This window comes from Streptomyces sp. ASQP_92 (assembly GCF_025399895.1).
Classification (GTDB): Bacteria; Actinomycetota; Actinomycetes; order Streptomycetales; family Streptomycetaceae; genus Streptomyces.
Window position 1 is genome coordinate 1 of the sequence record NZ_JAODUA010000036.1, and the last position, 21,761, is coordinate 21,761.

Sequence of the window (21,761 nt, forward strand, 5' to 3'; positions counted from 1 at the left end):
GTTGAAAAGGCTCATTGCCCGAGCTAATGAAGGTATTAACATCCAGCTCGGTCTCGCCGGTGAGCAGGTTAACAACGCTCGTGATCCATAGGCCTACGGCCTGCCGCAGGCCGTGCCCTACGGCAGGTAGGGCACGGCTCCTGCTTCGATGATCGCGGCGCAATCGGCGAAGTCCTGTACTTGTTTGCCCATGGGGTCGGGACGTCCTGGCCGTCGTCGAGGTAGAGCCGCATTTTTGTGGTGTTGTCCTCGCCAGTGATGTCGTGGAGTTGGCCGAGGACGGAGCGGTCCATCGCCAGGACGACGTCGGCCCAGACGAGGAGGGCCTTGTCCAACTGAGTCGGCCGGTGACTGGTGAGGTCATAGCCGCGCGCGAGAGCCGCCTTGATCATGTTTGGGTGTGCAGGCCGCTGACCCACTTGTCGATCAAACCTGCCGATCGGACCTCCAGCGCATCGCCCCCTTGCACTCGAAGGACGACGCTGGCGAAGGGGCTGCGACCAGTGGCAGCGACCCGTGGGGAGCCCAACAGGCTTGGCTTTCCGCTGCGTTGAAGCATCCACAGCGCCTGGTGCACGGACGTCGGGTCCACCCTGTGGGGGGTGGCCAGGCGCGTGACGAAGATCCGTTGACTGGGCTTCAGAGCGCCTCTCTCGATGTCCAGCGTGATCGCGGTGGCGACGCGCACGCTGGGCCGCATCGTGCGCTTCGCGGGGACGTCGCTGGACCCGGTCAGCCGGAGACGAAACCCCGGCGCCGCGCACCTCCAGTCCGGCCGCGCCCGGCTTGGGCGGTACGCCGCCCCGCGAGGGCGGCCCGCCTGCGGGAGAACCGCCGGGAGCGGGCGGTGTGGCCTCACGGGTCTCGCCGACCATCTCCGGCCTTCGCTCCTTCAACCGTTCCGCAGCCGTGGCGACCGCGTCCTCGTCGGCGTCGGGCTGATCGGCCAGGGCTCGGTCGATTTGAGCACCGCGTCGTTGAGGTCGTCTCCCGCCGCACCGAGCCCGGCAGGGGTGGAGCGTCGAGCTGTTACACGTTCCCTGGCAGCGGCCTGCGCCTCTCGCGCCTCGGGGGCCCTCAGCCTCTCCTCAACGACCTGCGCCCGGCGTACGACCTCGGACAGGGCGGCCTGCTCGGCCTCGCGCCTGGTGGTGATGAACTCGGTCAGGGCCTCGGAGTTGTCGAAGCCGAGATCACCGAGCAGCTTCTTCATGGCCGCGCGTCCGCCCTGCCTCTTCTCACGGGCCAACAGCCGCGACAGGTCCTCCTTCGTGACGGAACCATTGGATCCGACGTCGCCGTCGGGCTTGTTGGAGTCGTCCTCCGATGAGGCGCCGAGAATCGGGCAGATCGGCCGCCCGTCACGGCGGTACCCGACCGGTTCGAGCGGGTTGGGGAGCGAGGGCGCGTCATGAGTGAACCATCCACAGGTCTTCAGCGCCCCGCGCCGGTGATCAGCTTAACCGCTCTCCAATACGAGCTAATTTATGGGAGTGAACGACCCGACCTTTGTCTCCCTGCGGCACTTGAGCAGGTCAGCCAGGTGCCGACGAGGTGGCCTGACAGTTGATGGTCCACACCGACGGGCGGGACCCGAAGTGAAGGAGTTCGTTTCAAAGACTTGGCAGCTATATCCGCACCAACTCTCGCGCGTGCAGGTCAAGTTGTACTCAAGCCCGCTAGTCTGCGTGGAAGTTCGCAAATCCGCATGCAAACGACGGAGGCGACAATGAGCACAGAAGGCTGGACGGACCGGGAATCTGGATGGTTCGTCGTAGGCGACGTTCAAGCAGACGGCAGCATGACTCGCGGGACCATCACGGACAACAACGGGATCACGAGGGACCGCGACCGTAAGTTCTCTTCGGAGGATGACTTCAAAGACTATTGCAGGCAAAAGGCCCGCTAGTTCGCGTCATCGGACGGCGAAAGGTTCGTCATCGGCGCGGTAGGGACCCCCGAGTCGGCTTCGCGCAATCCGAGGTATTCGCGGACAGCAGTGTTGTCTCCGGTGGCGTTGGCAAGGCGGGCGGCGGCCTCGAAGGCTCGGGCCTGGATGCGCCCGATCTCCGCCTGTGCGTCGTCGACCGGATAGCCGGCGTCGATCAGCATGCGGACGCCGGTCTCCACCGACAGGACACCAGCTCCGCCCCCTTGCCCCCGACGTCCAGGACGGCGGCGCGGTCGGTTGGGATGTGCGGTCCCCACATGAGGCGAGCGGGCAGAGACTCGCCCGCGAGCCATCCCTCGGCATGCCCGGCCTGGTGGAGGCGTTGCACCATGCGCAGCAGGACGGCGGACTTGTGGGTGCGGGTCAGGCGCATGGCCGCGACGAAGGAATCCAGTGGGCCGACGGCGAGCTGAAGGGCGTAGCCGGAGGGCAGGGCTGTCGGGTCGAGGGTGCCGAGGCCGGCGGCGGTGAGGCGGCTGTTCGCGGCGATGCGGTCGAGGAGGTGGTCGACGCGGGCGCGGAGTTCGGCGAGCTGGGCGGAGGTGTCGAGGGCGTCCATGTGGCCGTTGTCGTTGAGCTGCCACACCGTCCCGGCACGGACCTTGACGGGGAGGGGCTGGCCGGTGGCGCGGTCGATGGGAAGGCGTGCTCCGGCAAGGCCGATGATCGGGGAGCCGGTGGTGGCGCCGGCGCCGGAGCTGTCCGTGTCGGTGGCGGACAGCTCGTCGAGGACCTGACGGCTCGCTAAGTCCCGAACGGGGGCTCTGTCTTCGTCAATTGTCTTGGCCTGGCCAAGTTGCCACAAGGTCACGGTAGCTCGCGAAGCGGGGGCCGGGGACGGTCTCCTGGATCGGCTGCCCGCTCAGCCAGCATATTTGCAAGGTGTCGCTCTCGGTATCGAGCGCGCAGCACACTCCGCCGCTGGCGACAGTGAGGTCGGTGAACACTGCTCTGACGCTTGCGGACCGCTCGAACATCCGGCTCATCCCTGTCGTAGCTGCGGTGAACTCCAGCGACGCGTAGTTGGGGTGCAGCCAGGACGCGAACCGGACCGTGAGATAGACATACCCGACCGCAACTCTCCCGAGCTCGTCCAGTTCCGGGTCGTGGACGGTGTCGACGTACTCGCGCACCGCGTCGTCGACGCCGAACATGATGGAGGTGTCGAGTTCAAGCGTGCTGCCTACGGAGCAATCGACCGGCTCGCTCTTGAAGTTGGAGGTGAACGGGACAACGACCTGGTCACCGCCGGGCAAGGTGAGGGTAAGCGGCGGCACTCGATCGGCACGCGGCGCCAGCGCGACGAGCTCGACCAGTGCGCCGGTGACGTTCCGAGCAGGCGTAAAGATCTCGTAGCTGTAGTCAAGGCCCATGGACTCCACCCCCTACAGGTCAAGCGGATCTTCCCATGACATGCCCGCACGGGGCCTGGGCATTTTTTTGGGAGGTATGCCGGTTCAGGCCACGCGGACTTCGGGGCGTTCGACGAGGTGGCCGCGTTCGAAGTGGGCTCCGGCTCGGACGAGAGCGACGAGGTGGGGTCCGTTCACTGCTCGCCAGCGGGTCTGGGCGGACTTGAGGAGCTTGAAGACCATGGCCAGGGCAACGGCTCGGGAGCCAGCCGCTTTGGGCCGCCCAGTGCTCAGGCAAGGGGTCTGTCCCTGCACGACCTCGTGCTGGACGATGCGGGACCGTACCAACGAGAGTTGGAACGGGATCCCGGCTGCTGCTCTGTACCCGGGGGTTGCGACACCCAACTGGCGGCCGGTAAGCCGTCACTGCACACCTTCCGTACCGTTGCTTCGCTGTTGCACCTTTCGATGTCCGCTCGGATTGCCGGCGGCCCTGGCTATGCGAGGTCCTTGCGCATCAGCGTGCACATGGTTTGGCACCGCTTGACCGAACCCTCTTCGGTCTCCACGTCCCAGGAGTCCAGCTCGCGGCCGTAGGACCGGTAGCCCGATCGCTCATAGAGGGCACGGGCTCTGGGGTTGCTCTCCTCCACGCCCAGTTCGGCCACCGCCAGACCACGGGCTGTGATTCGGGCCTCTGCAGAGGTGATCAGGAAGGTGCCTACGCCGCACGACTGAAGCGCTGGATGGACGCCGAGCTGCCAGAGCGTGCCGACACCACTCTTGAGCATGTAGTCGACGCCGCCGATCGCCACCGGCACGTCTGCGGGTCCGCAAACAGCCAGGTAGTCAACCTCGCCGAGCTCGGCACGCCGCAACTGCTCGGCGATCTGCCTCACGTGTATGGCGGAGCCCGACCAGTCGCACGAGGGCAGGTCCTCATGGGCGAGATCGCGCACGGACAGGGGGACCCTGATGTCGGTCACTGAGACCACCTCCAGCCTGAGAGACTCCAGGCCCCGCCGGACAGACGCAACATCATTTGCGCCACCGCCTCGATGGCGTCATCTGCCGCCCGGCTACGAAGTACCCGGCCCAGTGGCGTCTGGCATAGGCGACCCAGCGGAGTACGGTGTGACGGTGCATCCCGGTCACGTCCGCGAAAATTGCACGGACAGAGGCGTGTTGGGTCAGCTGGCGGAACCTGCGTCCAGCGCGTTCTGTTCGGCAGGGCGGCAGCCGACCTCAACCTGCTGATGTATGGCCAGATCATGCATCTCGGAGGATCGGCCGTGCCTGACGTGTTCGGCAGAGGTTACGGATACCCCACGCCTGCGCCACAGCCCGGCCAGCCAGTACCACTCGCTCCCTCTCCGTCAGATCCCTTTGGTTCGCCATGCCCGAGCCATGTGTGATGACTGTTGAGTACGGAGAACCCGTCACCCTTGAACCCGGAATCTGGTACCTCGCCCTGGCGCAGCGGGGAGAGGCGCTGGAGGTCCAGCCCGAGGGCGGCCAACGGGGAATCCTCCATGACACCAGAGGGATCCAGCGAGCCTGACCCAATCCTCGGTGGGCCCCGTATGCGTCACGGCGCCACAGGCACGGAGTGGGGTGAGTAGGTCAGGGGAACACCCCGAACGCCAGAGCCCCGGACGCGACGACCGCTCCCAGCACACCTACACCTTCCACAGCCTGCGCCCGGCCGCCCACTAGGACTTGACCGGCCGATCACGTGTCGAACCGCCATTCAGTTCCGCAGGAAGGCTTCGAAGCCGGAACCCTGCACGGCTGAAGCCCATAAATGTCTCTTATGAGCTGATAAGTCGAAGGCGTCTACATAGAGGTGCGTGTTGCAACAAGAGTCGAGGTCCTGGTCACCCCTGAAGCACCTCTCAAGAATCGGCACCTACGTGAACCACAAGCGAATGGCAGTTCTGGCGGCTGTTGCCGCCGTCACCCCGACCGTGCTGGCAGCCGCGCCGGCACCGGTCGCAGAGGCTCGTCCGACGGCACCTTCCCTGCACGTACCCGACCGCGGCCCGCTGCCCGACTCCCCCACCCGCGCCGACGAGGCCGTCACCGGGGCGCGGCCGGCCGCCGACCCGCGCCAGCAGATGTCCTCCGTCGTCCGGGAGGTCCCGGACACCTTCGAAGCGGGCGGCGCCTGGGGAGAGTTCACCCTCGCTCTCGACAACCTCACCGACCATGACCTGAGCGGCTACGACGTGAACCTCGCGGTGGACACCATCCATCCGGCCCCGAACCTGGTGCTGGAGCATATGCGAGTCCAGCTGCGTCTGGACGGCACGTGGGTCGATGCCCCTCTTGAACAGCCGGACCGCGACGGGAACGTGGACGCGGCCCTGCCCCTTGACCGGGTTGTACTGCCGCCGGGGGAAACCACCTTCCGGCTACGCATCAAGTTCACGGCCGACACACCGTTGACGTCGTTCATCCTCGGTCCCAGGCCTGACCGCGAGCACAGCTCCGGCCCCGTCGACACCTGGGTGAAATCTGAAATCGTACGGCCCCACGTGCCGGCTCCGGATCCGGATCCTGAGCCTCGCCCCGACCCCACGCCCGACCCGACCCTGCCCACCGAACCCCCTCCCCCCGGCCCTTCCCCATCGCCCAGTGCGGTACCCGTTCCGGAAACCACTCCCACCTCGCACCCCGCCCCTGACCCGACCGAAGCGGGACTCGTGGCTGTATCGGAGGATGAACCGGAAGGCCCCGCCCCAACTGGCCAACTTGCTCACTCCGGCAGCGACGCCGCCGTGACATGGACCCTCGGAGGCGCGGGGGTACTCCTCGTCCTGGGCACCACGCTCGCGGTCACCCACCGCACCCGCAGCAACCGAAGCGGCCGCTGACCCACGGAGCCGTGTCCCACCGAGGGCGGGGTGATCTGACGGATGCTGAGTGGGAACGGCTGCGGCCGTTCTTGCCGGTCAGCAACAGGCGTTGTGGCAGGTGGCGGAACCATCGGCAGGTGATCGACGGGGGTCTGCACCGTACCGGACGGTGCTCACCGAGGGACAGCAGCAGGACGTGCGGGACCTTCTGAACCGGGACCTGCTCATCGCCCAGTGGCCGGCGCTGCGGACCCTGAGCAACCGTCTGGTGCAGGACGGAGGTACTGGTCATATGGATCGGCGCCGTCGGCATCCGTGCGTCGAACATGCTCCTTCTGTTCGTCTCCGGCGGCCGCCACCTGCGGGGGTCTTCCCCTATCGACAATCGAGCGAGAGAACGAACTCACCGTCGACCCGCCTCTGTTCAGACGACGGGCGGGAAGCTCTCATCGTCCACCAGCGGGCCGCCGGGGGCGGGCAGGCATTCCATGAGTAGCTGGCTCCCCTGCCGGCTCACCGGCTGGAAGCCCGCCTTTGCCCAGGCTCGGATGGCATGGGTGTTGGACGCTTCGGGGTCGACGGTCACCCGCTTCCAGCCCAGCACGGTATGAAGATGCCGGACGAGGGCGCGGGCGGCGTCGGGGCCGAGACCTCTGCCTTGAGCCTGTGGCAGGAGGACCATGTCAATGCCGCCCTGGCCGGGGCCGGCGGATGCGTACTGGACATACCCGACCGGGATGGTCCGAGCAAGGATCAGGAAAGACTCCACGTCGGGGCGGCGTCTTCCCGTGTACTTCGCCGCGACTTCCTCACGAGTAAGGGGCCGCCCGCCCCAGTTCCGCACGAATTCGGGGTCAGCGAACCAGCGGGCAAGCAAAGACAGATGCACTTCGGTGGACGGGATGAGGCAGGTCAGATCGCCTTCAATGAAGCGTTCATCGGGCTTGCCGTGCATTGCTGCGCCTCTCCCGGCGGGTGTTTTCCGAAGTGATTGTGCCAGGAAGGGGTGGCCCTGAAAGCGATAGGACTCGGCGCCGGTCTGAATCAGGGCGCAGTGGAAGACGACCCGGTTGGCGATGGCCCCACAGAGCGGGGCGTCCAGCACAATGGAAACCGCGCCGGCTCCGCACCTGTCAATGCCGGTCGGCTGAGGGCAGTCCCTCCCGGCCTCCAACGTTCCGACGACCGCAGTACTGCAACGGTGCTGGCCGTGGCGGATGGCCAGGTCAGTCCTTGGGGTGTTGATGGGTGGGGACCTTGCTGATGCCAGGCTGTGGACAAAAGCCAGAATGCCCAGCTCCGGGTCCGTGCCAGTCAGTCAGGCGGGGAGCCGGCGGAGCACCAGCAGGTTGTACGGAACCTCGTCCCCCGGTCCGCCGCAGGAAAGCACGCGCTTCCTCAACGGCCATGCCACACCGCACGTACTGCCCGGCGAGGTCCATCGACCAGGGCGCCAGGCGGGCCGGCTCGGGCTCGCGGCTCAGGGCGTCGAAGACATCGCCCGCCAGCCACGCGGCGACCCGGGTGGCCCAGAGGGCCGCGAACTCCCCCTCTCCACCATCGAGCCCCAGCAGCCCACACTTCTGCTCCGCCTCGACCATCCGCTCCTGGGTGACCTCCCGCGCCGTAGGCATCAACTCACGTACGAGCAACCGGGCTTCGAGCCAGTCGGGACGGTACTCGTCCCTCTCGTCGAGCCCGTCCCAGTCCGCCGCCCACTCCGGCGGCGGCTCCCGCGAAGCAAGCGTGGCCGACGGCAGCAACGCTTCGAGCGCCGTACGGGCCCGAACGGGATCGACCGGGAGGGCCAGGGTTCCCCCGGAGCAGGTGGGAAGTTCGCGTCCGGCGGCCGGAAGCAAGGGCTTCTCGCCGTCCACTGCGAGCCGGCCCGGCACGGTATCCGTCCCGGCGGAGCGCGAACAGCCGCTCGCGGGCCCAGAGCCTGTCCCCCTCATCGATCCTCGTGTTCCGGACAAGGGTAAGCAGCGCCCTCTCACCGTGCGGGGCCCGAGAACGGACAGCAGGTTGACCGCCTCGTGTGCGGCAAATGCGGCGTGTACGAGTTGCACGGCGAGCTCGGCCGACGCGGCCGGCGCCACAAGCCGCTTCTGCTCCGCCCGCTCGCGCAGCCTTCGCACCAGCCCGTTCGCCTCGTCGCCTGTGGCGCCGTGACGCATACGGGGCCCACCGAGGATTGGGTCAGGCTCGCTGGATCCCTCTGGTGTCATGGAGGATTCCCCGTTGGCCGCCCTCGGGCTGGACCTCCAGGGAAAGTTGTTGGCGCTGCCACTGAGAAGCGAATTGGGCGGACTGCTCGGCGGTGAGCTGCGGCGGTTGCTCCTGCCCCGACCGGCCCGCCTCATACGCCTCATAGAGGCCCCATAGCCCATCGGTCCAGCCCGTGCCGGCGGGCGGCGCCTCGGCGAGCACCGCCCTGAGCGCGTCCAGCACCGCCTGCTCGCCATCCTTGACCTGCCCGGCCCGTCCCGCCAACACGTCGTCCCCTCTTCCGCCAGGAGACACCCGGACACACCTGGCCTCCGGCGTACCCATGCCCCCGGCCCGCACATCAGGTCGCAGGCTGCCCAGCGGGCTGCTCCGTCGTGGATGGATAGTCTGTCAGGATGCTTTTCCTCGGGATCCTGCTCATTGCTACCTGTGGCACGGGATGTGCCTATCTTTCGTGGCAGCTGATGCACCGTCTTCGCTCGGTTTTCAGCGGCATAGCCGTGGAGGGCCGCTGTGTGCGCCGCTATTCCACGGACAGCACGGACAACGGCACTCAATGGCACCACGTACACGGCTTCACCACCCTGGAGGGCCAGTACCTGGAATTCGAGGAAGACGTCATGCTGCTCGCCGAGGGCGACTCGCTGACGGTCCGGTACAGCCCCGAAAACCCCGCACGCTCCGCAACGGTTATAGGTCCCGGCGGAGCTTGGTCTCCCTTGTTCGGCCAGCTGTTCGCCATCACGATCACCGGCTTGTTCGCGCTGTTCGGCCTGCTGATGGTCTGGCTTTACTTCAGATAGCGAGGACAGCCTCCTGCGCGGGTCCTCTACAGCAAGCACTGGACGGGCCTGATCTGCGGATGCGCTGCACGACTCGACAAGGACGAGTAGGCAGAGAGGCAGAAACCAGGCATCTAAGGTACGTACGGCTCACAGGCGACCCCGTCGCCGTCACGGTCAAGGCCGCTACGGTAGCCAGGCTGACCGCGGTATAGGGGCGCCGCCCCTGCGGCCCGAGCCTCGGCACAGTTCTCGTAGTAGGCGCCGGCAGGGCTTGTCGCGGCGTGCGGCGTCGGTGCCAGGGGCGGCGCCGGCGACTCTTGTGTGGGTGGCGGCGGGACGGGAGCTGTGGATGGCTCGGGCTCGGGTGTAGCGGGAGCCGCAGATGTGGAGCTGGACGGAGCAGGTGAGGATGGGCCAGGGCTGCTGTGACGGGTGGAGGACAGCACGAGGACAATGAGTCCGACAACCAAAGCCAGCGAGATTGCGCAGCTACGCCCAGATCGGTTGACTCTGCGAGACCTGCCCATGAGCACCTCCGGACAACACCCCTCCTTCAGTCAAGCACCTCGATCGCTGTACTGCGCGGCCACGGACTGAGGTCCGCTGGCCCCTGACGTCGGGGCGGCTGAATCCGCATCTTGGGACGGCCTCGTCAAACCCCTCCCGCGCCGCACCACTCGCGCGTCACAATCGCGCTCATGCCCGACGTGCCTGGCCGAAGATGGCCGCTTAAGAAGTCCACGACGATCGTCCTCGCCTGCCTCGCCCTTATCCTCTGGACCGTGTGGGCAGGCCAGTGGGCCGACAAGGGATGCCGGTTCATCCCCGACTCGTACGCCCTCGTCATAGGCCACGGCACCCCCGACCGCACCGAAGGTTGCGAGCCCGAGCCGGGCGGCCCCAAGTACGTCGACCACTACGGGGGATACGGGGGGTGACGCGGCGAGCCTGCTGCGGCACCCCGGCCTGGCGGCCTGGCGCGCGGGCCTGCGCTGCGACCGACCCGCGCGCCAGGCCGCGATGCCCAGCACGGGGGTGCTCCCCCACAGCAGCGCGGGCGCAGCGCGAACGACGCCCCACAGGATCCACAGCACGAGTCACAGCAGCGCGAGCCGGACCCGGCAACCCAGCGGCGTCTGCCAGCCAGTGAGATTGCGGCTTCCGGCTCGCACACACGCGCCGGCGCGGTCGACGAGACGGCGGGCGAGGAGGGGCGCGCCGCTGACGAGACGGATCGCAGCCTGGTTGAGACGACTCACAGGGCACCTGGATCCGTTGAGTGCGCGTCGAGTTGGGCAGCGCCGTCGTTGACGACGGCGGGCAGCCAGGTCAGCAGCGACACGACATCGGCGGTAAGGCACAGAGTCGACCCGACGAGCGGACCACGCCGGACATTCGCTTGCGCTCTTGCTTGCCCGCAGCTCACCACGTGAGCACGACGCCGACCGTCACCAGGAACACCAGGACGGCACCGTCCGGAAGTGAGACTCCCAGGGGGTGGCGGACGAGGGCTGAGGCGTTGCTGATGCCGGTGACTCCTGCACGAACTTTTCACCCACGGCGTTCGTGACGCGTGGGGCGCGCCCGGAGAGCCACCCGAATAGCCCCCGGTACACGTGGTGGACAGGGCGCCGAGGAGGAACCCGGAGCCGAACGGGATCAGCGCTTTGGGGTGCGGCTGCCATATTGGGCTGCAATTTCGGCGTGATCTCTCATCGTGCTCGTGATTGCGCACCGTAGATCTCTCCTGCCGGCGGATGGCTCGAACTTGGTACTACATGAAGCGGGTTGGGTAGGGGCCTGAAGTCAGGTATATGGCGGCCTTCTCAACGAAGTCCCCGGTGCACCACTTTCGGACCGCGGCGACGTACGCGGCGAAGAGGAGCACAGCGGCGGTGTGGGCTGGCCTCGGTCGGTGGCGTCGGCTGGGAGGGTGCCGAGGCCGGCCGCGATGAGACGGGGGCGACGGCGAGCGCTATCCCGGGGCGGGTAACTGGGAGCCTGCCTTCCAGTTGGTGCCGCGCAGCGCGGCCGGGATGTCAACGGTCCAAGGTGGCACGGGGAGCCAGTGCGCGAGGCTCGTGCCCGCCGGCTTCCGCACCGGCGGCTGCGGCTGGGGGCCTGTCCGGCGGGTCACGGTGAAGGGGCGGGAAGCGGCTGAGTGTCGGGAGCTCGGGCAGTCGGGGCGGGGCCGACGACGTCGGCGACATGGTTTGACGCGTGCTTCGGCACCGGACGGGTGACAGCAGGAACGATTCGTCTTGCTGCATGCGGGTGGTATTGGGCGCTTCTCATCCAGCCGCCAGCGACAGTTGAGGCGGTTAACACACCTCTCACCCAGGAGTTTCGATGCGTTTTCGTCAGGCGGCTGTTGCTGCCCTCGGCGCCCTTGCCCTCACCGTCACTCTGCCCACGTCTGCCCACGTCTGCCCACGCGGCTAACGGTGAGTTCCGCTACACATTCGCCCGCGTGGACGGAAAGACCGCCACTGGCAAACTGATCGACCCGCCCAGCAAGGAGTGCGTCACGCTGCCCGAGGTGGCCGACGAGGACGCCTCCGCTCCGGCCTACTCGCCGGACAACCGCACCAAGTCCACCGTTGTCGTCTTCGCCGACGAAGACTGCGAGGGCAATTACTACACCCTCAAGCCTGGCGCGAAGGGGTCCGAGCGCCTCAAGCTCCGCTCTGTGCTCTTCTCCTGACCGCAGCGCGTCTGGATACGGATCACGCCGGCAACGTCACGGACGCAGCCAGAGACGAAGAGCTGCGACGGTGTGCCGTGAAAGACGTACGCTCTCTTGTCGCATCGTGCCGCCACGGCCCGGGAGATCTTCCATCGGTTGATCAGCCGTTCGACCTCGTTCCTACGGCATAGAGGGCAGGGGTGAAACTGGTGGGTCGGCCGCCATCGCCGCCATGGCGTTGACGGTGGGCCCGCTGGTCCCGGCGCTCAGAAATCGTGTGCTTGATCTGCCGTCGCCGCAGGTAGCGGCGATTGCGGCGGGAACTGTACGCCTTGTCGCCGCTGACATGGTCGGCCTCGGGCGGGGGCCGTCCGGCGGCAGGGCGACGAACCCGCGCACGTTCCAGGACGGGAACCATCTGCGGTGCGTCGCCCCACTGCCCCGGCGCCACCAGCAACGAAAGGGGCTGCAGGCCGTCTTCTCCAGCCAGGTGGATCTTCGTGCTGAGCCCGCCGCGTGAGCGGCCAAGAACCTCATCCGAACCGGTGCTCAGACGGAAGGCCACGGCAGCCAGATCCTCGGGGAGAATGCTTGCAAGGCTCCGGGGCATGCTGGTGAGCCCGACACCCGGTGGAATGGAATCCACACTCACCATCGACCAGTCGATGCGCCCCTGCCCTTCGGCGCCGGCTTGCACGGCCCATAGGACCTTCTCCCGCGTACCGTCCGCCGACCAGCGCCGATGACGGTCGTAACAGGTTCGCAACGGGACCTGGACCCTGACCGGCAACCCCCTGACCAGGGCGAAGAGGCCACCCAGCCGGGGCTGGTGGACGGCCTTTCCGCAACACTTCATGGGGCTTCTAGGCGGGCGCACCCATGAGCCAGGTTCCGGGGGCGTCGTTATCGGGACTCGTGAAAAACTCCGTGAAGCCCTGGCGCATTTCGTCGGCGGTGAGGTACCCGTCGCCGTCACGGTCCAGGCGGTGGAAGACCTCGGCGACGGCGCCATCGCTCAGTCCGTCCACGTTGGCCTGGTGGAGTGTGGTGAACTCGCGGGCGTCGACGAGGCCGTCGCCGTTGACGTCAGCGGCCTCGACGTAGGTGAGTGCGCAGCGCCCGATGGTGTCCTCGTAGAGGTCGGGCATATCGGCCAAGGCGACGATGGCCTGGATGTATTCGGCCCGGGTGACCCGGCCGTCGCCGTCTGCGTCGGCGGGGAGCATCATCGTGTCCCACAGGTGCCCCAGGCTGTTGTGGACCTTCTGGGCCTGCGAGGACTGCGGGGTTAGTTGGAAAGACTCGACGATTCGGACGGCAACCTGTTCGAAGTCGGTGCGTTCGATGTACCCCTTGGCTCCGGCGCGCGAGTCCAAGCCGTCGTAGAACTTTCCGACGCGGGCAGTGATTGCGGTGGTGGGCATGTTGTTCTCTCTGTTGTACCGGGCTGTCTGGGGACGATGCGCAGGCGCCTGGGCGTCGGGCCCATGCGTTGCTTCATTGGGCTGTGGCAGAAGGTGGCGTTCGGGCCGCCCGCGCCGCAGTTCATTGGGTCGGGCGGGGCTAAGGCTGAGTGGATGCGCGTGGATGCCCGGCCCGCTTCAAGCGGGGTCGGACCTGGCGGGTGCAGGTGTTGCGGGTTCCTTCACGATCTGACTCCATTTCTACCGGCTGAGGTCGCGGCAGAGCTGCGCGATTTCCGACAAATCCGGATGAGAGGAAACCGTTTCACCCGAAAGAGAACGGGCCGTCGGCCACTTCGCGCGCGACCAGCGGACTCGGGATTCCAGGGTGCGTCGCAGCGCAGCGTCACGAAGGCCGGTGAGGGGGCGCCCCTGGGCCACATGCACAAAGATGATCTACTCGGCTTCGCAGAGGGTGGGGGCGGCGTGCGTTTGACCCCTGCAGGGCAGAGAGGCACACGGTGGCGTTAAAGGGGCAGGGCATGCGAGTTGCTGTGTTGGGCGGGGGCGTGGCCGGGTTGACGGCGGCGATGGAGCTGGCCGAGCGCGGCTTCGAGGTGACGGTGGTGGAGCCGGCCGGCTGGGGTGGCAAGGCGCGTAGTGCCTGGGTGCCGGGGACGGGGACGGGCGGGCGTCTTGATCTGCCCAGCGAGCACGGCTTCCGGTTCTTCCCGGGGTTTTACCGCAGCCTGCCGGACACCCTGCGGCGGATCCCGGTCGACGGTGTGAAGGGAGGGGTGGAGGCGAATCTGCGGGAGGCGACGCACATGCTTTCCGCGCGCTCGGGCCGGGTGGGTGAGCGGCTCACGGACGTGTCGTCGGCCGCCGGGGCGCGGACTCCGATGGAGTTTCTGCGTGCTGTGTGGGTGGACTCCGGCGGCCAGGGGCTGACGAGCGAGGAGCTGCTCTACTTCGCCAACCGGATGCTCGTGTACATGACGAGCAGTGACGAGCGGCGTCTGGGGCAGTGGGAGTTGACGTCGTGGTGGGATTTCGCCGGGGCGGACCACGCATCGGAGGAGTACCGCAGGGCGTGCGTGGTGGGGGCGACCCGAACCGTGGTCGCGGCGCGCGCCGAGGTGTGCAGTACGCACACGGTCGGCGGATTCATGGAAGCCTTCAGCTACGGGTTCCTCGGCCAGGGCGAGGAGATTCACGCGGCCGACCGGCTGCTCAACGGCCCCACCAGTACGGCCTGGATCGATCCCTGGACCTCTCATCTGGCCTCGCTGGGCGTCCGGTTGGAACTCGGATGGCGCGTCGAACGCCTTTCCGTGGCGGGCAGCCGCGTCACCGGGGCCGAGCTGCACGGGCGGCAAGGGCAGCGTCGGGAACTCACCGCCGACTGGTACGTGTGTGCCTTGCCGGTGCACCGCGTCGGCGCACTGCTGGACCGGGGTCTGGCGGAGGCGGACGCCGACCTCAAGAGCGTGACGGGATTGTCCACGGACTGGATGGTTGGCATCCAGTTCTACCTGACCGAGCCGGTGCCGGTCACCCGCGGCCACGTCCTGTACCTGGACTCACCGTGGGCACTCACCTCGGTCAGCCAGGCCCAGTTCTGGGACTGTGATTTTTCGGCCACGTACGGGGACGGGACGGTGGCCGACTGCCTGTCGGTGGACATCTCCTCCTGGGACACCCCCGGCATCCTGTACGGCAAGCCCGCCAGGGAGTGCACCCGCTCTGAGGTCGCGGCCGAGGTCTGGGCGCAGCTGTGCGACGGGCTGAACGGCGGCGGACGCACCGCCCTGCACCGGGGGCTGCTGCACTCCTGGGAGCTGGACCCCGCAGTGCGCAACCTGGACGGGCCAGCGCATGCCGTCAACGACGAACCGCTGCTGATCAACACCACGGACTCCTGGGCGGCACGCCCGCGCGCGGCGACAGCGGCGACGAACCTGTTCATGGCCGGGGACTACGTGCGCAGCCCGGTGAACCTGGCGACTATGGAGGGCGCGAACCAGAGCGCCCGGCTGGCGGTCAACGCCCTGCTGGAGAAGGCCGGAAGCACCGGCGCCCCCGCTGCCGTGCATGCCCTGCACCAGCCCGAGGAACTAGAGCGGCTCAAGCAGGTGGACGCGGAACTGTTCGCCCAGGGCCGCGCCCACATCCTCGACGGGCCGCCGCCCTGGGCCCTCAGTGGACGCGGCTGACGATCACCGTGCAGAGTGCCTCCAGAGCGGCGAGTGCTTCAGGCACTGCCGTGAGGCGGTGCAGCCGCTCACGCGCGTCCCTCGCGTGCTGGGCTGCACGCTCTTGCGTCCAGCTCCGCCCGCCCGCCTCCTCGACCAGGCGGGCGAGGCGCCCCGGGTCCGCATCGGACGTGCCGTAGAGACCTACGAGCTCTTCGCCCGGAGCGGTGCCGGACGCGAGCGCAGCCACCACGGGCACCGACATCTTGCGCCTGCGCAGATCGTTGAAGACCGGCTTGCCGGTTACCGCCGGATCGCCCCAGATACCAAGCAGGTCATCCACCAACTGGAAAGCCATGCCCAAGTCGTGGCCGAACGCTGCCCACTGGACGGCGGCGGCCGAGTCGGCGCCGCCGTAGAGCGCACCCAGCCGGCAGGAACAAGCGAACAGCGAGGCGGTCTTGCCCGAGACCATCTCCAGGCATTCCGCCAGGGCCACCTGCGACCGACCCTCGAACACCAGGTCCAGACTCTCACCGACAGCCAGCTGGATGAGTGCCTCCAGCAACACTGCTGACGCCTCACGCGAGACCAACTCACCCGGGCCGTCTGCTGCTTCCCCGTCTGCCAGCACGTCGAACGCGCTCAGCAGCAGCGCGTCCGCCGACCGGGCAGCAGCAGAGGAACCGAAGACCTTCCAGGCAGCCGTGCGGTGGCGGCGCACCGCGTCACCGTCGAGAACGTCGTCGTAGAGAAGCGACAGGTTGTGCACCATCTCCACGGCCGCGGCCGCCGGCACCGCGCGTGCCTCGCTACCGCCGACAGCGCGGGCACACGCCAGAGCGAGAGCAGCACGGACGAACTTCCCGCCCTGGCCCGCCCCCTGCCCCGACCAGCCGAACTGATAGGAGGCCACCTCCCCAGCAGCTCCTTGCAGCGACCCCACCCACTGCCGTAACTGCCCCTCACAGAGGTCACTCGCACTGCGTAATACCTGACTGGCCGTGACTGTCACAGACGCTCCCGATCTTGGCTCCCAGCAGCATTCCACGCCCACCGACAACCGCTGGTAGGGGGTACGTATGGAGAAGCCTCACGCGGGATGTGACCCACCGACTACTTCGCGAAGCCGGGTCCCGGCGGCCTGCTCGGTGCTTGAGACAGCGGCCGCGCTGTTTTGGCCAGGTGAGCCAGGAAACTGACACGTAGCCGGGAATCCAACAGATGACACGGGCTGAGAAGCCCCAGAACCGTCGAGGTCGAGGACCCGGTAGATGACACAGGTCACGGGAACCTACACATGGAGGGGACTGTTAAAGGGCCCCTTCCACAGCCGGCCGCCGCACTTCCACTGGCGTAGAGCCGACGACGTGGAAGAGCGTCCGGTACTCCGCGGCGTCGGATGCTGCCGTTGCCGTCCTTGTCGGTGGCGTCGCAGAGGTGCCATCCATGTAATCGATGGCCGGTGCCAGGGGGCGCAGGCCTGGTCGATGACCTGTCGGCCCCTCCGTGACCGTGACGTACGTCATCCCTGGCTCTCACCGTCCTCGCGCGGAAGACCTGCATGCTTCCGTCGGCGTAGATGAAATCGAGAACAACTGCCCCCGGAATCAAGCGACATCCCTTGGTGGTGGCGGAGTTCCTCGATCAGTTCGCGCGGAGTCCTTTGCAGGTCACTCGGGGTGTGTTCGGCCAGGAGACGGCCGCCACGAGGTGGCAGCCCCGGTCAGCAGGGAGCTGGGGACGTGACCGCCGGTGGTGGCGGCGGGAAGGCCACGCGGATGATTCCGGCGAGGAGTCTCAGCAGGGCGAAGAGTGCGGCGACCGACCAGACAATCACGCCGATCGGGCCCGCTCGGAAGGACAGGGCGCCAAGGCTGACGAGCATGGACGTGAAGAGCAGGACGGGGAGGGTCATGGCTGCCAGGCCGTAGGGCACGCTCCACCACCGGTGGAATTCGTGCTCGTTCGCGGGGCGCCGGTACAGGTGGTGGCTGAGCCAGTTACGTGCGTCGGCCATGGCCCGGGGGCGCAGATGTGATTCGTCGACGAACGCCAACAGCAGGAGGTATCCGTCGAGTTTGATGAAGGGGAGGAGGTTGAAGACGATGGTGAAGACGTTGGCGGCGGCCAGGCGCCAGCAGAATTCCTGGTGGCCGCCGAGGTCGGCGGCGGCTGCGAGTGCGGCGGCCGCTGCTGCTGCCGCGTTGACGGTGATGCCGGCGAGGGCGACCGCGGCGCGTTGCCGACGTCCCAGGCGCCAAGTGGCGCTGACGTCGCAGAAAAAGGCGGGACATACGAAGTAGAGGAGCATCACGCCCATCGCGCGGGGGCGTCCCCCGTGATAGGCGAGCGCGGTGGCGTGTCCCAGTTCGTGGACCGCGTTCACGATGAGCATGGCCAGGGCGATGTGCCACCACATGCCCCAGGACGGTCTGAGCAACACAGCGCCGGCAGCATGGAGGTGGGTGAGGGCCGCTGCGGCTCCGGCGCCCAGGAGGAGCGCATAGCCGGCCAGCGCAGGCCACTGTCGAGCGAGAGTGCCGACCCGGCGGAGCGCGTCCGTCATGCGCTGGGGCCGGTACAGGACGAGCTGCACGGTGGCCGGCTTGCGGAACCGGAAGGACCGGCAGGACCCTGCCGATGAGGGCGTGATATCGCTTTCCAGGAGGCCGAGTTGCGTGAAGTGGTGCAGCAGTGTGGTGGCCTGCTCCTCACTCAAGCGGGTTGTCCAGCACGCGAGTACCGCATCGCGGGAGCGGGTTCCGTCCAGGTCGCCCAGGAGATCAGCGGCGTCCTGCCCCATCCTCAGATACGCGCCCTCAGGAAGGCTCACCACCACTTTGCCGGACTCGGGTTGGGGTGTGATGTCGATGCCTTGGCGCAGTGCCGGCCAATCGGCCTGTACGGGCGTGAGTTGAGTCGTCATGGACGCCTTCGGACGAATGAGGTTGCGGCAGGTGGGACGGGCGGGTCGTACTGAGTGCCTCTATCGCTGAGGTCCGTGGGAGACGCCTCGGCGGCTCGGCGTCGTGCGCCGGCCGCCGAAGACGCCTGCGGTGCTCAATGGCCGCCGTTGTACCACTGGACGGCGTTGTACCCGGCGGTGCCGAAATGCTCGACTGCCTGGATGCCGTGCGTGGCCGCGCCTGACCAGTTGCCGTTATAGCCGTCGGAGACGGCCTGCACGGTGTGTTGGGCGCCTTGAGAGAAGTTCGACCAGGCCATCTGCCCCGGGCCGTCCATGGGCGTAGCCGCCAGCGCGTCCAGCGGCTCCAGCAGTTCGATGTCCAGGCTGAGCGCGTTGACCGTCACAGGTTCGTACACGTCGACACCTTCTTGGTTGTGTGGATGGGACGCTGCGCTGCGGCATGGCGAGACACCCTGCGAAGCGCACGGGGGTCTGGCAGGGTCTCGCACAGAACGGATGAGAGCCCCTCTGCGGCAGGTTCGCGGACACAGAGAAGCAGATCCACCGGCTCCGGACACGGCAACGCCACGTCTGGCACGCCCTGTTTTGTCCGTCAGCTCTTCACACCATTGCCGACTCCTTGATTACTCGGCGTGTTCAAAATGGTTACTGAGCGTGAATCCCTACAGTTCCCGGCGAGACGTCACCCCGTGTCGTCCCGTAAGTTCCCACCCTGTGAAAGGCACCCCCATGTCTGCTCTCCAGCGCACTGCCGCCCTGTGCGTGGCCTCCCTCGCCTCCGTGTTCGTCATCGCCGCTCCCGCGAACGGGGCAAGCCACCCCTCCGCTGGGTGTGGGGCGAGCGTGGAGGACTACAGCGGAGTCTTCGGCGGCACCCTGCACCAGAAGGGCAAGGCCGACCGCAACATCACCGTCCGATTCCTCGACGGCAACGCCGAGCAGGCGTACACCTACGACACCAAGACCCACAAGACCCACAGCTTCGGCAGCAACTACCTGGTAGCCGATGCCGACGGCGCCGCCGCGGTCGCTGTCCCGCTCTGGGACGGCCTCTTCGCCGGCGAGCCCCGCTGCAGCGACGACGGCGAAGTCGTCGCCATCCACGGTGGCGTCTCCTACGACGGCAAGTTCAAGGACGCGACGCCGCTCACCCTGGAGAAGCAGCGGTAACACTGCACGCACTCGGCTCCGCCCGACCCGCCAACGCGCCACATGCAGTGGTCACTTGACCGGAGTGCTTCCGCACCGACATCGAGGCGCCACAGGTCCCACTATTCGGCGAGTGACCAGCACCCGACGCCCGACACCGGATGGTCGGGGGCTGGGTCACAACAGGTCGGAGGCGGGCTGCCTGCGTCGTCGACTGGCCCGCATGAGTCAGCGGGGCGCATCCGTGTCCCTCTGGTCCAGCAGATGTTCTGCCGCCTCTCAGAAATTCATGACCTGCGGGCCTCCCCAGACGCCGTACTCGAGCGCCGCCAGCGCGTCGACGACAGTCTTGATGTCCCCGGAGTCGTCGACGCTGCACTCCCCCAGCGGGTTCGACGGCGTGCCGTCGGTGACCGTGCCGATGTGCAGACGGACGACGGACGCCCTCAAGGTTCCGGCTGTCAGCCAGTGGTGTGCATGGTTGGTTACGGTGCGGTGTGGAGTGCAGGAAGTTGCTGGATGAGGCAGGCTGCTGCCGCAGCTGCGCCATCAGCTTCATCGGTGTTGCGGACGAGGATGCGTTCGCAGTCCTCTGCTCCGCTGGAGAATGAGGTGTTGGTGATGGCTTTGTCCATGGCACGCAGATAGAGGCTTGCTGCGGTGTCGGCGGCTTCCTCTTCGTGGTGGCGAAATCTGCGATGGTCACCGACTAGGGCTTCGGGCCCATACAGGACGATCGTGGAAGGGTTGAACAAGGTGATGAGGTCGGCCATGCCGCGGCCGAGCGCGTCACCGGCCTGGCTGAACGTCCTACGGACAAGGTCGTTGGTGCTGTCCTTTGCGGCTTCCACCGCAGCGGCGAAGTCTCCAACGAAGCCTTTCTGGCTGAGCACGGCACTGATCGCGTATGGGGCGGCGATCCCTTCCAGGCAACCGATTCTCGTGCAGCGGCACTTGACGCTCTGACTCGACTCCACCTGGATGTGGCCGATTTCGCCAGCCATGCCTGTGGCGCCTTTGAAGACCTTGCCGTCGAGGACGAGGCCGGAGCCCACTCCGCGGTTTGTGATCAGGATGACGGCCGCGGTCTCGCGCGGGTCGATGTCGCGCCGTAACTGCGCACGCAAGGCCAGGGCGTTGGCATTGTTTTCCAGGACGACGGGAATACCGCCGAGCTGGCGCTTGACCTGATTAGACAAGGGGAGGCGGTGCCAGTTCACGTTGGGCGAGTCCACCACTGCGCCGTCATGCACGTGCCCAGCGATCTGTATGCCCACTCCGATCAGATGCTTGCGCCGTGGCGCTAGGGTCGTCCTCAGCTGGATGACGGCTCTGATGATGCCGGCGAGTACCTTCTCCTCGTCTTGGTCGGGCAGGGGTATCACTACAGGGTCCAGCAGTGGGCGGGCAGAAGTGTCGGCCGCAATGGCGATTACCCGCCGGTGATTGTCCGGGGCGTCGGTGACGATGTTGACGCCGATGATCAGCTGCTCTTCCGGGTCGTGGGTATGGAAGAGATAGGGCTGTGCTGGGGCGGCTGCAGCTGACTCGACCGTCGACTGCGAGGAGAGCCCGCCTTGCCTCTCTTCCAGTAATTCATCGAGGCTGGCCAGTTTGCCAGTAGCGATCTCATGCTCGCTCCGCTCGATGCTGGCATGGATCCGTGACAGGTTGCGTTCAATGAGGTGCTCGACCCATTGCAGTGTGACTGGGACGAGCAAGGCGACCGCAACGCCACCGTGGGTGACCACCAAGACCTCTGCAGCTTCCGCGGCTTGCTGCAGACGCGCGCCGGACAGGTTCCTGATAGCCACGCGGGACGGAGCGCGCCTGCGGGGCTGCGCGGACCGGTCCTCGCTCATGAGGTCGTCGAGGCTGGTCCACTCGCCGGCCGCCAACTCTTGCTCGCTGATGCGGATGCTCTCTTCGATCCGCGTGAGATCGCGATCCACGAGATGTTCGAGCGTGTTGCCACTCAAGGGCATCAGCACACCCGCCAACAGGCGGTCATTGGTGATGCCGAGCATCTCACCCTGGCCAGCAGCCATCTTGATCAAATCTCCGGACAGGTCACGGATGCCGATCGTCTTCATGGAGTCCTCTTCCCGGTTGGCGACCGTAGAGGATCTGCCGCCAGTCACGACCCTTGCCTATCTTGGAAGAATTATCTAGCCTGCAAACAGCGTTGTCAACCGTTGACGACGCCCTTGGGCGGAGGGCT

General features: G+C 67.1%; 23 protein-coding genes and 2 pseudogenes. 6 read left to right on the forward strand and 19 right to left on the reverse strand.

Annotation, left to right across the window (positions count from 1 at the left end; genetic code table 11):
- Positions 1 to 68 precede the first annotated feature (68 nt).
- From N4G70_RS37295 to N4G70_RS35625, 8 genes and pseudogenes are all read right to left on the reverse strand, one after another.
- Positions 69 to 392: a hypothetical protein gene (locus tag N4G70_RS37295; protein ID WP_399037997.1), complete on the reverse strand. Its 324-nt coding sequence runs from the start codon at positions 390 to 392 to the stop codon at positions 69 to 71.
- Complete coding sequence (locus N4G70_RS35595; protein WP_261716924.1) at positions 389 to 688, reverse strand: hypothetical protein; 300 nt, start codon at positions 686 to 688, stop codon at positions 389 to 391. Before N4G70_RS35595 ends, N4G70_RS37295 begins: the two co-directional genes overlap by 4 nt.
- 204 nt (positions 689 to 892) lie before the next feature.
- Positions 893 to 1,213 carry a hypothetical protein gene (locus tag N4G70_RS35600; RefSeq protein ID WP_261716925.1) on the reverse strand — a complete coding sequence of 107 codons (321 nt, stop codon included), beginning with the start codon at positions 1,211 to 1,213 and terminating at the stop codon, positions 893 to 895.
- Between the two features lie 692 nt (positions 1,214 to 1,905).
- Positions 1,906 to 2,112 carry a hypothetical protein gene (locus N4G70_RS35605; RefSeq protein WP_261716926.1) on the reverse strand — a complete coding sequence of 69 codons (207 nt, stop codon included), beginning with the start codon at positions 2,110 to 2,112 and terminating at the stop codon, positions 1,906 to 1,908.
- Entirely contained in the window at positions 2,106 to 2,762 is a 657-nt protein-coding gene (locus tag N4G70_RS35610; protein ID WP_261716927.1) for a hypothetical protein, read from the reverse strand. The genes N4G70_RS35605 and N4G70_RS35610 overlap by 7 nt, the downstream gene beginning before the upstream one ends.
- Positions 2,725 to 3,324 (reverse strand): hypothetical protein, encoded by a 600-nt coding sequence (locus tag N4G70_RS35615; protein ID WP_261716928.1) that lies wholly within the window; start codon positions 3,322 to 3,324, stop codon positions 2,725 to 2,727. The genes N4G70_RS35610 and N4G70_RS35615 overlap by 38 nt, the downstream gene beginning before the upstream one ends.
- Before the next feature lie 84 nt (positions 3,325 to 3,408).
- Positions 3,409 to 3,597, reverse strand: a pseudogene (locus tag N4G70_RS35620) (IS256 family transposase); the annotation flags it as partial.
- A 203-nt stretch (positions 3,598 to 3,800) separates the two neighbouring features.
- The gene (locus N4G70_RS35625) at positions 3,801 to 4,289 is read right to left on the reverse strand and encodes an N-acetyltransferase (protein WP_261716929.1); all 489 of its coding nucleotides are present in this window, start codon (positions 4,287 to 4,289) and stop codon (positions 3,801 to 3,803) included.
- A 927-nt stretch (positions 4,290 to 5,216) separates the two neighbouring features.
- Between N4G70_RS35625 and N4G70_RS35630 the strand changes: the two genes are divergently transcribed.
- A complete protein-coding gene (locus tag N4G70_RS35630) occupies positions 5,217 to 6,179 on the forward strand; it encodes a hypothetical protein (RefSeq protein ID WP_261716930.1) in 963 nt (320 codons plus the stop codon).
- 406 nt (positions 6,180 to 6,585) lie between these two features.
- Here the strand turns inward: N4G70_RS35630 and N4G70_RS35640 are convergent, their stop codons facing one another.
- The 3 genes from N4G70_RS35640 to N4G70_RS35650 all read right to left on the reverse strand — a co-directional run bounded on the left by N4G70_RS35640 (position 6,586) and on the right by N4G70_RS35650 (position 8,657).
- Entirely contained in the window at positions 6,586 to 7,116 is a 531-nt protein-coding gene (locus N4G70_RS35640) for a GNAT family N-acetyltransferase (RefSeq protein WP_261716931.1), read from the reverse strand.
- A 271-nt stretch (positions 7,117 to 7,387) separates the two neighbouring features.
- Entirely contained in the window at positions 7,388 to 8,056 is a 669-nt protein-coding gene (locus tag N4G70_RS35645; protein WP_261716932.1) for a hypothetical protein, read from the reverse strand.
- Between the two features lie 304 nt (positions 8,057 to 8,360).
- A complete protein-coding gene (locus N4G70_RS35650; protein WP_261716933.1) occupies positions 8,361 to 8,657 on the reverse strand; it encodes a hypothetical protein in 297 nt (98 codons plus the stop codon).
- Positions 8,658 to 8,785: 128 nt separating this feature from the next.
- On the opposite strand from N4G70_RS35650, the gene N4G70_RS35655 reads away from it, so the two are divergent.
- Entirely contained in the window at positions 8,786 to 9,193 is a 408-nt protein-coding gene (locus N4G70_RS35655; RefSeq protein WP_261716934.1) for a DUF3592 domain-containing protein, read from the forward strand.
- A 113-nt stretch (positions 9,194 to 9,306) separates the two neighbouring features.
- Here N4G70_RS35655 and N4G70_RS35660 read toward each other — a convergent pair whose 3' ends face one another.
- Positions 9,307 to 9,702, reverse strand: coding sequence for an excalibur calcium-binding domain-containing protein (locus N4G70_RS35660; protein ID WP_261716935.1), 396 nt, complete (start codon positions 9,700 to 9,702; stop codon positions 9,307 to 9,309).
- Between the two features lie 171 nt (positions 9,703 to 9,873).
- On the opposite strand from N4G70_RS35660, the gene N4G70_RS35665 reads away from it, so the two are divergent.
- The gene (locus N4G70_RS35665) at positions 9,874 to 10,113 is read left to right on the forward strand and encodes a hypothetical protein (protein ID WP_261716936.1); all 240 of its coding nucleotides are present in this window, start codon (positions 9,874 to 9,876) and stop codon (positions 10,111 to 10,113) included.
- 1,532 nt (positions 10,114 to 11,645) lie between these two features.
- Positions 11,646 to 11,879, forward strand: a complete 234-nt coding sequence (locus N4G70_RS35670) for a hypothetical protein (protein WP_261716937.1) — start codon at positions 11,646 to 11,648, stop codon at positions 11,877 to 11,879.
- 36 nt (positions 11,880 to 11,915) lie between these two features.
- Here the strand turns inward: N4G70_RS35670 and N4G70_RS35675 are convergent.
- Positions 11,916 to 12,717, reverse strand: a pseudogene (locus N4G70_RS35675) (IS5 family transposase).
- Between the two features lie 7 nt (positions 12,718 to 12,724).
- Positions 12,725 to 13,285, reverse strand: coding sequence for an EF-hand domain-containing protein (locus N4G70_RS35680; RefSeq protein ID WP_261716938.1), 561 nt, complete (start codon positions 13,283 to 13,285; stop codon positions 12,725 to 12,727).
- A gap of 521 nt (positions 13,286 to 13,806) precedes the next feature.
- On the opposite strand from N4G70_RS35680, the gene N4G70_RS35685 reads away from it, so the two are divergent.
- Positions 13,807 to 15,480, forward strand: coding sequence for an FAD-dependent oxidoreductase (locus tag N4G70_RS35685; RefSeq protein WP_261716939.1), 1,674 nt, complete (start codon positions 13,807 to 13,809; stop codon positions 15,478 to 15,480).
- Here the strand turns inward: N4G70_RS35685 and N4G70_RS35690 are convergent.
- The 3 genes from N4G70_RS35690 to N4G70_RS35700 all read right to left on the reverse strand — a co-directional run bounded on the left by N4G70_RS35690 (position 15,464) and on the right by N4G70_RS35700 (position 18,786).
- Positions 15,464 to 16,375, reverse strand: a complete 912-nt coding sequence (locus tag N4G70_RS35690; RefSeq protein ID WP_261716940.1) for a polyprenyl synthetase family protein — start codon at positions 16,373 to 16,375, stop codon at positions 15,464 to 15,466. The genes N4G70_RS35685 and N4G70_RS35690 overlap by 17 nt on opposite strands.
- An 810-nt stretch (positions 16,376 to 17,185) precedes the next feature.
- Positions 17,186 to 18,388 (reverse strand): M50 family metallopeptidase, encoded by a 1,203-nt coding sequence (locus N4G70_RS35695; RefSeq protein ID WP_261716941.1) that lies wholly within the window; start codon positions 18,386 to 18,388, stop codon positions 17,186 to 17,188.
- 134 nt (positions 18,389 to 18,522) lie between these two features.
- The gene (locus tag N4G70_RS35700) at positions 18,523 to 18,786 is read right to left on the reverse strand and encodes a hypothetical protein (protein WP_261716942.1); all 264 of its coding nucleotides are present in this window, start codon (positions 18,784 to 18,786) and stop codon (positions 18,523 to 18,525) included.
- A gap of 334 nt (positions 18,787 to 19,120) precedes the next feature.
- On the opposite strand from N4G70_RS35700, the gene N4G70_RS35705 reads away from it, so the two are divergent.
- On the forward strand, positions 19,121 to 19,561 hold the full coding sequence (locus N4G70_RS35705) for a hypothetical protein (protein WP_261716943.1): 441 nt from the start codon (positions 19,121 to 19,123) through the stop codon (positions 19,559 to 19,561).
- A 258-nt stretch (positions 19,562 to 19,819) separates the two neighbouring features.
- Here N4G70_RS35705 and N4G70_RS35710 read toward each other — a convergent pair whose 3' ends face one another.
- On the reverse strand, positions 19,820 to 19,990 hold the full coding sequence (locus tag N4G70_RS35710; protein WP_261716944.1) for a hypothetical protein: 171 nt from the start codon (positions 19,988 to 19,990) through the stop codon (positions 19,820 to 19,822).
- Between the two features lie 35 nt (positions 19,991 to 20,025).
- Positions 20,026 to 21,633, reverse strand: a complete 1,608-nt coding sequence (locus tag N4G70_RS35715) for an ROK family protein (RefSeq protein WP_261716945.1) — start codon at positions 21,631 to 21,633, stop codon at positions 20,026 to 20,028.
- Positions 21,634 to 21,761 lie beyond the last annotated feature (128 nt).